The organism is Nocardia sp. NPDC050799 (assembly GCF_040654015.1).
GTDB lineage: Bacteria > Actinomycetota > Actinomycetes > Mycobacteriales > Mycobacteriaceae > Nocardia.
Window position 1 is genome coordinate 1 of sequence record NZ_JBFAHF010000051.1, and the last position, 13,516, is coordinate 13,516.

12 protein-coding genes and 1 riboswitch are annotated in these 13,516 nt (G+C 69.1%); of the genes, 5 read left to right on the forward strand and 7 right to left on the reverse strand.

All coding sequences use genetic code 11. From position 1 onward, the window contains the following. Window positions 1-506: 506 nt before the first annotated feature. From AB0H42_RS32580 to AB0H42_RS32590, 3 genes are all read right to left on the reverse strand, one after another. Window positions 507-2,255, reverse strand: coding sequence for an alpha/beta fold hydrolase (locus AB0H42_RS32580; RefSeq protein WP_357062961.1), 1,749 nt, complete (start codon window positions 2,253-2,255; stop codon window positions 507-509). Window positions 2,256-2,326: 71 nt separating this feature from the next. After that, window positions 2,327-2,881 (reverse strand): TetR/AcrR family transcriptional regulator, encoded by a 555-nt coding sequence (locus AB0H42_RS32585; RefSeq protein WP_357062963.1) that lies wholly within the window; start codon window positions 2,879-2,881, stop codon window positions 2,327-2,329. A 140-nt stretch (window positions 2,882-3,021) separates the two neighbouring features. Next, on the reverse strand, window positions 3,022-4,089 hold the full coding sequence (locus tag AB0H42_RS32590) for a dihydrodipicolinate reductase (protein ID WP_357062964.1): 1,068 nt from the start codon (window positions 4,087-4,089) through the stop codon (window positions 3,022-3,024). A 481-nt stretch (window positions 4,090-4,570) separates the two neighbouring features. Between AB0H42_RS32590 and AB0H42_RS32595 the strand changes: the two genes are divergently transcribed. Further along, window positions 4,571-5,014, forward strand: coding sequence for an NUDIX hydrolase (locus tag AB0H42_RS32595; protein WP_357062966.1), 444 nt, complete (start codon window positions 4,571-4,573; stop codon window positions 5,012-5,014). Between the two features lie 349 nt (window positions 5,015-5,363). On the opposite strand, the gene AB0H42_RS32600 is transcribed toward AB0H42_RS32595, so the two are convergent. The 3 genes from AB0H42_RS32600 to AB0H42_RS32610 all read right to left on the reverse strand — a co-directional run bounded on the left by AB0H42_RS32600 (window position 5,364) and on the right by AB0H42_RS32610 (window position 7,204). Continuing rightward, on the reverse strand, window positions 5,364-5,696 hold the full coding sequence (locus AB0H42_RS32600) for a multidrug efflux SMR transporter (RefSeq protein ID WP_357062968.1): 333 nt from the start codon (window positions 5,694-5,696) through the stop codon (window positions 5,364-5,366). A 2-nt stretch (window positions 5,697-5,698) separates the two neighbouring features. Beyond that, window positions 5,699-6,013: an SMR family transporter gene (locus AB0H42_RS32605; RefSeq protein ID WP_357062969.1), complete on the reverse strand. Its 315-nt coding sequence runs from the start codon at window positions 6,011-6,013 to the stop codon at window positions 5,699-5,701. Window positions 6,014-6,023: 10 nt separating this feature from the next. After that, window positions 6,024-6,090: riboswitch (guanidine-III (ykkC-III) riboswitch) on the reverse strand. A 55-nt stretch (window positions 6,091-6,145) separates the two neighbouring features. Then, window positions 6,146-7,204 (reverse strand): DMT family transporter, encoded by a 1,059-nt coding sequence (locus AB0H42_RS32610; RefSeq protein ID WP_357062971.1) that lies wholly within the window; start codon window positions 7,202-7,204, stop codon window positions 6,146-6,148. Between AB0H42_RS32610 and AB0H42_RS32615 the strand changes: the two genes are divergently transcribed. Continuing rightward, entirely contained in the window at window positions 7,203-8,651 is a 1,449-nt protein-coding gene (locus AB0H42_RS32615) for a PLP-dependent aminotransferase family protein (RefSeq protein WP_357062973.1), read from the forward strand. The two genes, AB0H42_RS32610 and AB0H42_RS32615, sit on opposite strands and share 2 nt — an antisense overlap. Before the next feature lie 215 nt (window positions 8,652-8,866). On the opposite strand, the gene AB0H42_RS32620 is transcribed toward AB0H42_RS32615, so the two are convergent. Beyond that, window positions 8,867-9,076 carry an Arc family DNA-binding protein gene (locus AB0H42_RS32620; RefSeq protein ID WP_357062974.1) on the reverse strand — a complete coding sequence of 70 codons (210 nt, stop codon included), beginning with the start codon at window positions 9,074-9,076 and terminating at the stop codon, window positions 8,867-8,869. 284 nt (window positions 9,077-9,360) lie between these two features. On the opposite strand from AB0H42_RS32620, the gene AB0H42_RS32625 reads away from it, so the two are divergent. The 3 genes from AB0H42_RS32625 (at window position 9,361) to AB0H42_RS32635 (ending at window position 13,514) form a co-directional block, all read left to right on the forward strand. Beyond that, window positions 9,361-10,533, forward strand: coding sequence for an aminoglycoside phosphotransferase family protein (locus AB0H42_RS32625; RefSeq protein ID WP_357062976.1), 1,173 nt, complete (start codon window positions 9,361-9,363; stop codon window positions 10,531-10,533). A gap of 293 nt (window positions 10,534-10,826) precedes the next feature. After that, window positions 10,827-12,110 carry a cytochrome P450 gene (locus AB0H42_RS32630; RefSeq protein ID WP_357062978.1) on the forward strand — a complete coding sequence of 428 codons (1,284 nt, stop codon included), beginning with the start codon at window positions 10,827-10,829 and terminating at the stop codon, window positions 12,108-12,110. A gap of 171 nt (window positions 12,111-12,281) precedes the next feature. Continuing rightward, window positions 12,282-13,514, forward strand: a complete 1,233-nt coding sequence (locus AB0H42_RS32635) for an acyl-CoA dehydrogenase family protein (RefSeq protein ID WP_357062979.1) — start codon at window positions 12,282-12,284, stop codon at window positions 13,512-13,514. Window positions 13,515-13,516 lie beyond the last annotated feature (2 nt).

Genomic DNA, 13,516 nt, shown 5'->3' on the forward strand with positions numbered 1-13,516 from the left:
CGCGCTGCGTCACCCGCTGTCGCGATCACGCTCCTATCCCTACCCCGGGCTTTCGGTGGCTCGTGCCACCGATCGCCGGTCGTGTGTGCTCGGGTTGATCGCCGGTCGGGTCGGCGGCGATCGATCCAGGGACCATCCGGCCGCGGCGGGAGCGAGGCCGACCATGCCGTCCAGCGCTGCCGGTCGGCCGAGGACCGGTCGGGCCGCGTTGCCCAACTCGCGCGACAGACCGAGGAGCGATCCAGCCGCCGTCGCGGATGCCCGCGCACCGAGGAGGTGTGTCGGGGTTGTCTGCCGCACCGGTGTCCATGGCGATCGTCCGGCCGTGCCGATAGTGGCGGCGCCCATGGCGGGTGGGCCCTCGACGCCGGAATCGGGGGTGTGTGTCGGAGAAGCGGGCAGACCGGGATTTCTGGCGGCCGGGTACAGACCCCCGAGGCGGTGGCCGAGCAGATCTGGCGGGTGCGGGCCGGACTGCGCGGATGCGGCCCGGCCGGGCAGCCCGATTACCGGCCCGGCGCCGGCGCTCGGCGGGTGCTGTCCGCGAAATCCTTCCGGACCGAATCGAGAATCCGGGCGACCTGTTCGGGATGGGTGAGATGCGGATAGTGACCGGCGCCCGCGATCTCGGTGACCGGGGCGGTGACCGCGGTGGTCAGCGGATCGGCGGACCCGGTCACCAGGTGGACCGGCACGCGCAGTTCGTCGAGGAGGCGGCGGGCGGTCGCGCGGGCATCCGGCCTGCCGGCGGCGCGTAGCGCCGCGACCGTGCGGCGGGCCACCCCGGGGCGGCGCAGGTTCGCGCTCGCGCTCTCCACCGCCGGGCCCGCCGGGATCCCCAGCAGCGCGGTCAGTCTCGCGGGCGGCAGGCGGCGCAGCAGCGCGGTGGCGATCGGGGTGCGGGCGAGGCGGGAGCCGCCGCTCTGCAGGAAGGCCGGTGCCATCAGGACCACGCCCGCGACGCGGTCGGGATGGGCGGCGGCGTATCGGAGTACCGGCACACAGCCGAGGGAATGGCCCACCAGCACCGGGCGGCCGGTGACCGGCGCCAGGAGGTCGTCGAGCCAGCTGTCCGGCCCGGTCGGCTGCGGTGCGGAACGGCCCAGGCCCGGGAGGTCCGCGGCCAGGGTGGGGGCGTCGAGCGACGCACGGACCTCGCGCCAGGCTTCGCTGTCGGTGGGAAGTCCGTGCAGTAGGACGTATTCCGGCGTGTGCCGTTCGCCGGCGACCCAGAGCCCGCGGTCGAAGCCCGCGGCGGGGTCGGCTTCGGTGGCGCCGAATCGACTGCTCACCAGGTGATCCGCCCAGTCCCGGAGCACGGTTTCGGCCGCGGGATGGGTGAGCCCGGCGCGTGCGGCCACCGCGTCGGCGGCGGAGGTGTCGTAGCGATCGCCGGAGATGAAGGCCAGGCGTTCGGCGTCCACCCCGGTCAGCCGGCGGGGCAGGCGCGCCACCAGGCTTACGGGGAGGGTGAGGCGCGGCGGGCGGACATGCATATGCCGGGCCAGCAGCCGGATCAGTTCCGGGAGCGGCGGACTGGCCGGGTCGAGCACGGTATAGGAACGGCCGGCGGTATCCGGCTGCTGCGGGAGCAGCGTCAGGAAATCGACGAAGTAGTCCAGGTCCAGGATCGGGAGCAGAGTCTCCGCATTGCCGGGCAGCGCGGGCAGCGCGCCGTGCCACAGATCGCGGACGAGTTCGGCCAGGCCGATGTACTGACCGGGCCCGACGACGGTGCTCGGATTTGCGACGGTCAGCGGGACCGCGGCGGCCGCGGCCTGTTCGCGTAGCACCGCGTCCGCTTCGAATTTGGAGGCGCCGTAGGCGCCGACGGCGTAGTCGTGCTCGGCGGATTCCGGCACGGTGACCCGGTAGCCGGTGATGTGGACGAGCCGGCGCAGCCGCGGGCGGCCGGCGGACCAGTGCAGCACGTGGAGGGCGCCGTCGAGGTTCACCGCCCGGGCCGCCGCGGGATCGAGCCCGAAGGAGAACCGCGCGGCGCAGTTGTAGACGTCGCGGACGTCGTCCAATGGTGCCGCGCTCAGGGTGCCGAGGCCGGGATCGGTGATATCGCACCCGAGTACGGTGAGCCGCTCCCGGTCGAGACCCCGGCTGTCCAGCCAGGACCGGAGCCGTGCCTCGGTCCCGGGGCGGACCGCCGCGGCGACGGTGTGGCCCTGCTGTAGCAGTCGGGCGACGAGGGCGCGGCCGATGAATCCCGCCGCCCCGAAGACGACTGTGTCGGGAGTACTCATAGTCACTTCCTAACTAGACTGGTCTACATAATTTGTGCGGATGTCAGATTCCGGTACGGGTGAGCGGGGAGTCAGAGCAGGGTGCGGGCGACGCGCGCGGCCCGATCCAGCGGATCGCGGCTGCGGTGGGTCCGGGCGAGCAGCAGTGCGCCCTCGACCAGCGCGAGCAGGGAGACCGCGAGATCATCGGCATCGCGATATCCGGCGGTCCGCAGAATGATCCGCAGCGCCTCGGTCCAGCGCGCGTACACCTGGGCGCATGCCTGCTGGACCGCGTCATTGGTCCCCGCGACTTCCAGGGCGACGGTGGCGACCGGGCACCCGTTCTCCCAGCCGGAGGCTTCGAGCCGCTCGCCGAGCAGGGTGATCAGTTCGGCGACCGCACCGGCCGGATCGGTGAAGTCGGCCGCGTCGAGTGCCGCGTCGACCAGCCCGGAAGTCTGGGTGACGGCCGCGGCGACCAGTTCGTCTTTACCGCCGGGAAAGTGGAAGTACAGCGAACCCCGCGGCGTGCCGCTCGCGGTGAGGATCTGATTCAGCCCGGTGCCGAAGTAGCCCTGACGCTCGATCGAGTGCCGGGTCGCCTCGATCATCCGCTGCCGGGTCTCGGCTCCTTTGGCTCCCATAGGTCGAAAGTAGACCGGTCGTCATAAAAATGTCAATGGTGGGGCTACGGGGTAGACAGCGTCGGTCGCCGGGTCGATGATCCGCGGGCCCGGCGTACCACCCGGCCATGGGTGCCGATGCCGGCGCCGCCGTGGGCCGATCATCCGACCCCGGGGACGACTCCCTGCGGCCGGATGAGCGGCAGATCGTTGTAGGTCACGATGCCGGGCGCCGCGGTGACCACGGCGGGGATGGCGTTGATCACCGGCATGGCGGTCATGATGTGGCCGAGGGTCATGAAATCGGCGATGGTCTCCGCCTGGAAATCCGGGGGCGGCAGGAAGCTCACCACGTTCTTCACGGTCGGCCGCCCGTCCACCTGCAGGATCCAGCCGTCCTGGTCGATCTTCCAGTCCGGTTCCAGGGTCTGCCCCTTACGCCACCGCACTGTCAGTTCCACCAGGGTGCGTCCGGCGACGATCCCTTTCCAGCTTGCGAACACACCCGCCACGCAACCGGCCGGAATGGTCCACGACCCCAGATCGAGATCGGCGGTGGTCTGCGCGAACTCCGCATCGCAACGCACCTCGTCGAGCTCCACGCCCAGGGCGTCGCCGATCATCCGCACGGCCTCACCGAAGACCCCGGTGCCCTCCGCTGCCATCTCCGGCAGGCCGGGGTGGTCGACGGGTTGTCCGAAGCCCACCGGACGTTCGGTCGCGGGCGAGTCGTAGAAGGTGGTATCCGCGGCCTCGCTGACGGTCACCTTGTCGACGCGGTCGCAGATACCGGCCGACACGATGGCCAGCAGATCGATGAATCCGGGGCTGATCCCGGAGCCGAAGATCGTCGAACCGCCACGGCGACAGGCCTCGGCGAGCCGGTCGCGACCCGGGCCCTGCCGGTGACCGGTGATGAAGGAGGCGGTGGTGACCACGTCGACGCCGGCGGACAGGATGCGCACCAGCTCGTCCACATCGATCCACATGGGGTTGTAGACGACGCAGTCCGGTTTCAGCGCGAGTAGCGCGTCCACGTCGTCGGTCGCGGTGATGCCCAGGGGTTCGATACCGCACAGTTCGCCGATATCGCGACCCACTTTCGCCGGCGCCCACGCATAGCAGCCGACGAGTTCGAGGGTGGGGTTCGCGACGATGGCGCGGACCGAGCTCTTTCCGACATTGCCGGTCGTCCACTGGACGACCCGATACCGATCACGCTGGGGCATCCGCTCAGCATAGGTCTGATTTCCGAGTTATGGAAAGAATCCTCTGATTTTCGAGAATGATACTCTCGAAATGCGCGGCGGAGAGAGTGTCGGCGAGGTCGAGTGCGCGCCGCGGGGCACAGGTTCGGCCGCGGTCGTCGATTCCGCAACGGCGAGGGGTCTGTCACAGGTGGATGTCGTCGACGGTGGTCGCGGTGAGCGCGATTCCTATTGGTCACATCGTCGGTAATGGAATCGCCAGCAGGTCGTCAGGACACCGGGAAGCGTTGTCGAGCAAACGAATTCACCCTCGTGATGCGCCGGTGCGGACGCGTTTTCCGGCTGCCGGATATGTGCGGGAGGCCGGTCCGGACGGCACTGTTGTGCAGCTCACTTCGGGCGATCCGCTGTCATCCTATGGTCACGGCGCGGTAATATCGAAACGCTCGTTTACGGCGTGACCGAGGCGAGTCCGCCCGATCGAAGGTTGGTGAAACCGCGTATGTCGGTATCCATGTTCGACGAGACCCTGCCACGTGGCGAGCGGGACGGGGTCGGACTGCGGGTGGGTGCGATCATAGACCGGGGTGGGGAAGTCCTGCTACTCGAACTGCCCAGTACCGGACCGATCAGCCCCACCCTGAAACTGCCCGGCGCGACCGTCGAACCGGGAGAATCGGTGACCGGAGCCCTCGTTCGCGGGGTGCAGGAGGAGACGGGGCTGACCGTCACGGATATTCGGCACCACATCGGTGATTTCGACTATCTGTCCCCCGCCGGGAAACCGGTGCGGCGATTGCACTTCGCCGTCGAGGTGGCGGCGACCGGTCCGGTGGTGCTGAGCGCGCACGCCGGCTACGAATGGGCGCCGCTCAACGGCGAGTTGCATGTCACCTCCTCGATCCAGAAGATCCTGGACACCTATCGCGAGCTGGTCTATCCCTGAGCCCGAGCGGAGTCACCGGTCCGGCTGCGAACGAGATCCGCGTGCCGGCATCCGGCGCGATGTGCACTCCGTCTTCCCCGAGCACACGGTTCTCCCGGCCGGCCGGCGTGATGGCGCGCGGTGGCCGGTTCCGTCGGCGGGCGCCCCGCCGGCCTGCGCGGGCGGGACGGACCATTAGCTGATCACGTACGAGTCGGCATCGAAATTCCTTGTGCGGTAACGGTATTCGAAAAACGCCTGCGGAGGGGCTGTCAGTCTTTCCGCCCAGCGGGAAGTGAGCCTTTGTGCAACAGGAACCCACCGTAGCGGCACACTGTGTCGCCGGAGGACTTTCAGGGCCGGGAGGACGTCAATCCTCCCGCTTCTCGTGCGGGACCAGTTCGAGCCCGATGACCGCGACCACGATCCCGGTCAGGCAAACCATCTTCGCGAGTGTGACCGCTTCGCCGCCCGTGATCATGGCGTAGGCCACGGTCAGGGCGGTGCCGACACCGGTCCAGACGGCGTAGGCGCTGCCGATCGGAATATCACGCACCGCCCGGCCCAGCCCGAGCATGCTCGCCGCCAGCGCGACCAAGAAGACGGTCGCCGCCACCGGTTCGGTCAGACCCGCCGATCTGCCCAGCGCGGTCGCCCAGACCGCCTCGCAGACAGCGCTCGCCAGCAGGATGATCCACGCCATGGTCAGCTCACCGCCTTCAGGCCCACCACGGACACGATGAGCAGCGACAGCAACAGCACGCGAGCGGTACCCGCGCGCTCGCGGCCGGTGACGACGGCCCACCCGACGGTCAATGTCGCGCCGGTGCCCACCCAGACGGCGTAGGCGGTGCCGGTCGGCAGATCGATCATCGCCCAGGCGAGACCGGCCATACTCAGGATCAGCGCCGCGATGAACAGAACAGTGGGTTTCCACCGGCGGAAACCGTGCGAGGCCGACAGCGCGGCGGCCCAGACGGCCTCCAGCACCCCCGACAGCAGCAGGACGACCCAGGACATGACAGAACCTTCCGAGTCAGTCTTGTCGCGATGCGGGTACTGCTCCCTCGTCCGCGAGCCCGATCGCCGGGCTCCACTGCGGTAACGAACGGGGTGGGCGCGGGATTCCCGGGGTGAGCGGAACCACCACCATCACCGGATGGCTCGTGCCGGCGCGGTGCTCTGCCGCTGTGCCGTGGACCCGTTATCGGCCGCCTCTTCAGCAGTTTTCGTCCGGTTGCGGCCGGCGAGCGGTATCGACTCGGTGCGGGCCGGCCCGGAACCGCAGGGGTACCCGAGCCGGGTCCGGACGGCACTGCCGGCGCAGGCGATGACCGCCAGCGCGCCCAGTGCAGTCGACCAGGCCAGGCTTTCGCCCAGGAGCAGCGCGGCCCAGCCCAGGGTCAGCACCGGCTGGACCAGCTGGATCTGGCTGACCTGCGCCATCGGACCGTATGCGAGTCCGCGATACCACGCCAGGAAGCCGAGGAACATGCTGACCACGCCGAGGTAGGCGAACGACGCCCACTGTGCCGGGGAACCGGTCGGCGGTTGGCCGGCGACCGCGATACCGGCGAGCGCGACCATCGGCGGCGCGGACAGGACGAGCGCCCAGGAAATGGTCTGCCAGGGCCCGAGTTCGCGGGCCAGCAGTCCGCCTTCGGCGTATCCGGCGGCGGCCGCGACCACCGCGCCGAACAGCAGCAGATCCGGCCAGTGCAGACTGCCGAGCCCGCCCCCGCTGAACACCGCGAAGCCCACGGCCGCCACCGCGCCCGCGGCCGCGGCACACCAGAACGCGCGTGGTGGCCGTTCCTCGGTGCGCAGGACCGCCAGGACGGCGGTGGCCGCCGGGAGCAGCGCGATCACCACCGCGCTGTGGCCGGCCGAGGTGGTGGTGAGCGCGAACGTGGTGAGCAGTGGGAAGCCCGCGACCACACCGGCCGCGACGATGCCGAGCCGGAGCCATTGCCCGCCGCGGGGCAGCGGCTGACGGGTGACGAGCAGTGCCGTGGCGGCCAGGAGGGTGGCGACCACGGCCCGGGCGCACGCGACGAACAATGGCGACATTCCGCCCCCGGCCACGGTGATCCGGGTGAGCGGGACGGTCAGCGAGAATGCCGCCACTCCGAGTAGTCCCCAGGCCGGGCCGATCCGGGTGGGCGATAGCGGTCCGCTGCGCTGGTGAGTAGCGCTACTGTGTTTCTTCATGTCCGACGATAGCAGTTCGCGGATCGTCGCGGACCTCCGCGCGTGGATCGCCGCGGCCCCCGCCGGGGCCAAGCTGCCCTCCACCCGCACCCTGGTCGCGCGGTACTCGGCGAGTCCGGTCACCGTCCAGAAGGCGCTGCGGGCACTGGTGGCCCAGGGGTTGGTGGAGAGCCGGCCGGGGGTCGGCACCTTCGTCCAGGCGGTGCGCCCGGCCCGGCCGGCCGACTACGGCTGGCAGACCGCGGCCCTCGGCACACCGCGCGGCCGGCGCGCCCAGATGTCCACCGTCCTGCGGACGGTGCCCAACGACCGGATCGCCCTGCATTCGGGTTACCCCGACCGGGAACTGCTCCCGGTCCGCCTGGTTCGCGCCGCGTTCACGCGGGCCGCGCGCAGCGATGCGGCGATCGGCCGCCCACCGACCGCGGGGGCCCCGGAACTGCAGAGCTGGTTCGCCACCGAACTGGCGACGGTGACCCCGGCCGGTGTGCTGCCGCCGGTGCCCAGCGATGTGATCGTGTTCGGCGGCAGCCAGAGCGGCCTGAACACGACCTTCCAGTCGTTGGTCGGCCCCGGCCGGCCGCTGCTGGTGGAATCGCCGACCTACTGGGGGGCGCTGATGGCCGCCGAGCGGGCCGGGGTGCGGGTGGTGCCGGTGCCGAGCGGGCCGCAGGGTCCACGGCCGGCGGAACTGGCCCGCGCGTTCGAACAGACCGGGGCCCGCGCCTTCTACGCGCAACCCCATTTCGCCAATCCCACCGGCGCCCAATGGGCTCCGCAGACCGCCGCGCGGGTGCTCGAGGTGGTGCGCGAGTACGGTGCCTTCCTCATCGAGGACGACTGGGCGCACGATTTCGGCATCGACTCGGTGCCGGTCCCGCTGGCCGCACGGGACGACAGCGGCCATGTGATCTATCTCCGGTCGCTCACCAAGAGCGTCTCACCGTCGGTCCGGATCGCCGCCGTGGTCGCGCGCGGACCGGCACGCGATCGGATCCTCTCCGATGCGCAGGCCGAGTCCATGTACGTGAGCGGGCTGCTGCAGGCGGTCGCGCTCGATGTGGTGTCTCATCCGGGGTGGCGGACCCATCTGCGCGGTCTGGGGCAGCGTTTGGCCATCCGCCGCGACCTGCTGCTGACCGCGCTCCGGGAGCACGCCCCCGACGCGGTCCCGGAACTGGTGCCCCGCGGCGGGCTCAACCTCTGGGTCCGGTTACCCGAACACACCGATCTGACCGGGCTCGTGCGGGATTGCGAGGCCGGAGGAGTGGTGGTGGCTCCCGGCGACGAATGGTTCCCCGCCGAGCCCACGGGCGCCTACCTGCGGATCAACTACTCCGGGCCGAATCCGGGCGCGTTTCCCGAGGGTGCCCGCGTCATCGGCCGCGCGCTGGCCCGGCAGCATCCGGGCGGCAGTCCGGCCGGCAACGCGGACCCGGGCCGGTAGCGCCGGCTCCCAGGACCCCGGAACCGGCCCGGATATGCATATGGTTTCCTACCGGCGCCGAGTCGGCGCGGTGAGGGCGGCCAGCACACGATCGAGCGCAGGTGCAGGTTGCAGACCGGGCATCCGGCGAATCGGCGGAACCGGCCGAGGAGTTCGGCCGCGGGCTCGATATCGTGCTGCGCGGACTGACCGCGGGCTGACCCACCGCCGCCCGGTCAGTCCCCGGGTTCGGGTTCCGCACGGTCGTCATCCGGGTGCTCACCGGCCAGAACCTTCCCCAATCGGACTCTTGCCGGGGAGCGCGTCACGACCTCCTCCAGAATGGCGAGGATCTCCGCCTCGGTGCTGCGGCCGTTATTGTCCGCGCGGATCCGCAGGGCGCGATACACCGCGTCCGGTACATGTCGAACAGATAGCGTCACCATGGTGGGCGTCTTTCGTCGACAGTGGTCGGTGACCCGATTATATTTCGCGTTCCGGCAAACTTCCGGTGCCGGTGGCGTCTCGTTCCGATATATGCCGCGCGGCGTGCTCGAGCGGGCCGAACCGGGCTCATTCGCCTCCTCGCCGTAGAGTAATCGGCCGAAACCTGTTCCAGCGCAGCGAATATGGCGCAAAATCGGAAATCGTCGGTGCGAAGAAGAAAGTCCGGACCGGACGGTTCGGCACGGTGTGCGCGTTTCACGCGCATCCGGAAAGTGAGGCGGAAATGAATCACAAGCTCTGGTTGCTCGGCCGGCTCGCCGCGGTGGGCGGGCATATCCTCGGCGAGAAACTCACCGGGCACCGGGCCCGCGCGATCGACGATGTGCCCGCGTCCGGCGCCGCGCTCACCGCCGAATGGCTGACCGCGGTGCTCTGCCGGGACACCCCTGGCGCCGAAGTGGTCTCCTTCGACACCACGGGTGGTAGCAGCGGCACCTCCACCCGGGTGGCGATCCGGGTGGAGTACAACGAGGCGGGCCGGGCGGCCGGGCTACCGGAGGCATTGTTCGCCAAGACCACGACGTCGCTGAGTCAGCGGATCCTGCTCGGCGGCGGAAAGATGATCGACGGCGAGACACGGTTCTTCCGCGACTTCCGGCCGAAACTGGAGATCCAGGCCCCGCTCGGTTATTGGGGGGCGTCGGATCCGGCTTCCTGGCGGTCGATCGCGCTGATGGAGGATATCGCCGTCACACGGGGGGCGGTGTTCAGTGAACCGACCGCCCCGATCGGCCGCGCCGAAATGGAGGATCTGGTCCGCAATCTCGCCCGGCTGCACGGGACATTCTGGGAGGACCCCTCCATCGAGGTGCTCAAGACCACCAACGAGGCGTTGCGGGCCTATCTCGCGGCCATCGATATGAAGACCCGCTGCGCGGTCGGTCTGGACCGGGCGGCCGAAGTGGTCCCGGAAAGCCTGCACGGGCAGGCGGACCGGTTGTGGTCCGGGGTCGAGCGTGCGGTGGACCTGGCCACGACCGAACTCCCGCATACCCTGCTGCACGGCGACCCGCATATCGGCCAGACCTACCGGACCACCGAGGGACGGATGGGTTATGTGGACTGGCAGGTCGTGATGCGCGGCGGCTGGGGGCACGATTTCGCCTATACGGTCAACTCCGGGTGCGAACCGGCGGACCGCCGGGCCTGGGCCGAAGAACTGCTGCGGGCATATCTGGAGGAATTGGCCGAGGCCGGCGGTGTGGCGCCCGACTTCGACACGGCCTGGCTGATCTACCGGCAGCAGTCGATGTTCGCCTACGCGGCATGGGCGTTCACGATCGGCCGGGCCGCGTATCAGCCGGAGATGCAGTCGACGGAGACCTGTCTCACACTTTTGCGGAGAATCACCTCGGCCATCGATGACAATCGATCACTGGAAGCGCTCGGCGTGTGAGAACCGTGGCGCCGGCCGGGCTTCGGATTCGCCGAGCCCGGCCGCGTCGCGGTAGCGGAAAAGCCCGGTGAAATGTTCGGACCAGACCGATCGAAATTGTGCGGACTAGTCCAACAAAAGCGCGAAACAGACAGTCGTACAACTCGTTTCGAAATCGTTCAGAGTTCGTGACCATGTCGTACCATCGCCTGGTTCCGGCTCGAGTCAGGAGATTGCTGCAGGAGGAGCCTCGAACCGGGATCGGCCGGTGGAAAACCATCGGCTCCGCAACCGGACGGTATGGAGTTTCGTTCTTGACTACCTCGGATTACCGAAGACACGCACAGGCCCACGTGCACGGTTCGCCGATCGATTCCGATGATCCGCGGATACCGCTGTACCTGCCGGAATTCGCGGCCGATCCCCACCGGATCTACCGCGAGATGCGGGCTCGGTACGGGTCACTGGCGCCGGTGGAACTCGCCCCCGGCGTGCCCGCCACCCTGGTGATCGGATACAGCACCGCCCTGCGGGTGCTCAACGATCCGGATCGTTTCCCCGCCGACCCCCGGGTCTGGCAGAAGGATATTCCGGCCGAGTGCCCGATCCTGCCGCTGCTGGAATGGCGGCCGATGGCCAGCCGTTGCGCCGGGCAGGAATTCGTGCGCTATCGGCAGGCGATCACGGCGAGCATGGACGAAGTGGACATGTACGCGATCCATACGGTCGTCGAGAACATCGCGGGCCCGCTGATCAACTCGTTCTGCGGGGACGGCCAGGCGGAGCTGATCCAGCAGTATGTGTTCCCGCTGGCCTTCCAGGTGATCAACTATCTGCTCGGCTGCCCGCCGGAGATCGGTCAGCAGGTCGCGGCCGGGACGGCCGCGCTGCTCGAGGGGGTGGACGCCGAAGCCGGCAGCCGGATGCTGGGCGAGGCCCTGATGAATCTGGTGCTGCTCAAGCGCGAGCAGCCGGGCAGCGATATCACCTCGGTGCTGCTGCAGCATCCGGTCGAGCTGTCCGAGGAGGAGGTCTCCCACCACGTTTCGCAGGTGTACGGCACCGGGATCGAATTCGAACTGAACCTCATCGTCAACACATTGCTGCTGATCCTCACCGACGAACGGTTCGGCGGCAGCGTCCTCGGCGGGAACCTCACCTCTCGTGACGCCCTGGACGAGGTGCTGTTCAACGACCCGCCGCTGGCGAATCTGCTGATCACCTATCCGCGGATGCCGATCCTGCTCGACGATGTGTGGCTCCCCGCGCACCAGCCCGTGGTGATCAGCATGGCGGCCTGCAACAACGACCCGGCCATCCGCACCTCGGAGCTGACAGGTAACCGCGCCCATCTGGCGTGGGGTCTGGGCCCGCACGCCTGCCCCGCCCAATCGCTGGCCTATATGGTCGCCGAGGGCGCCATCGATCAGCTGCTGGACGCGATACCGGAGATGCGCGCGAATTTCCCCGACGGCGAGCCGGTCTGGCGGCCGGGCCCCTTCCATCGATCGCTGGCCGGCCTGCCGGTGACCTTTCCCCCGCAGGCCCCGCTGCCGGGATACGAGGACACCGCCGCCCGGCCCGCCGTTCGCGCCTGAGCGCAGCGGTCGGGCCGCCCACGACAGGGCCCGAACCCCCCGGGGTCCGGGCCCTGTGTCGTGCTCGTCCGGGGTTCGCCGGTTCCGCGGAGCCGAAGTACTTGAATCCGGATTCAAGTTTGGGATACCGTCGGAAAGGCATCGAGCCGCGCCCCGACGATCGGAGTTCTCGTGGAACTGTTCACCTCGACCGAGCGTGCCCGGGAGTATCGGCGCACCCTGCTCGCGTTCATGGACGACAGTGTCTATCCGGCCGAGCCGGTCTACGCCGAGCAGATGGCCGCGGCGGGCGATCCGCATCATCACCCGCAGATCCTCGAGGATCTCAAGGCCGAGGCCAAGCGGCGGGGGTTGTGGAATCTGTTCCATCCGCATCCGGAGTGGGGCCCGGGCCTGTCCAACCTGGAGTACGCGCCGCTGGCCGAGATCATGGGCCGCAGTCCCGCGCTGGCTCCCGAGGCGTGTAACTGTTCGGCGCCCGATACCGGCAATATGGAAGTCTTCACCCTCTTCGGTACCGAGGAGCACAAGCAGCGCTGGCTCGAACCGCTGCTGGCGGGCACCATCCGATCGGCGTTCGCGATGACCGAGCCCGGGGTCGCCAGTTCCGATGCCACCAATGTGGAGATGCGGATGGAACGCGACGGCGACGAGTACGTGCTCAACGGCCGGAAGTGGTTCGCGTCCAATGCCATGCACGCCAATTGCAAGGTGCTCATCGTGATGGGCAAAACCGATCCGGACGCGCCCAAACATCGGCAGCAGTCGATGATGGTGGTGCCGATCGACGCGCCGGGCGTCACCGTCGTCCGCAATCTTCCGGTGTTCGGTTATGTCGACCGGGAGGGGCACGCCGAGATCGAGTTCACCGATGTCCGGGTCCCGGTCACCGAGGTACTGAAGGGCGAGGGGGAGGGTTTCGCGATCAGCCAGGCCCGGCTGGGCCCCGGCCGCATCCACCACGCCATGCGGGCTATCGGAATGGCCGAGCGCGCGCTCGAACTCATGTGTGCCCGGGCGGATTCACGGACCACATTCGGGCGCAAGGTCAGTGAACGGGCGAATATCCGGGATTGGATCGCCGAGGCCCGGATCGATATCGAACAGGCGCGGCTGCTCACCCTGAAGACCGCCTGGATGATGGATACGGTCGGCAACAAGGAGGCCCGCACCGAGATCGCCGCGATCAAGATCGCCGCGCCGGTGATGGCCTTGCGGATCGTCGACCGCGCCATCCAGGTGTACGGCGCGGCGGGCGTGACCGAGGATTTCCCGCTCGCGAGCATGTACGCCCATCTGCGTACCCTGCGGATCGCCGACGGCCCCGACGAGGTGCACAAACTGACGATCGCCCGGGCCGAGCTCGGTAAGGCTCGCGCGGCGGCCGAAGCCGCCGGTAGCTAGTG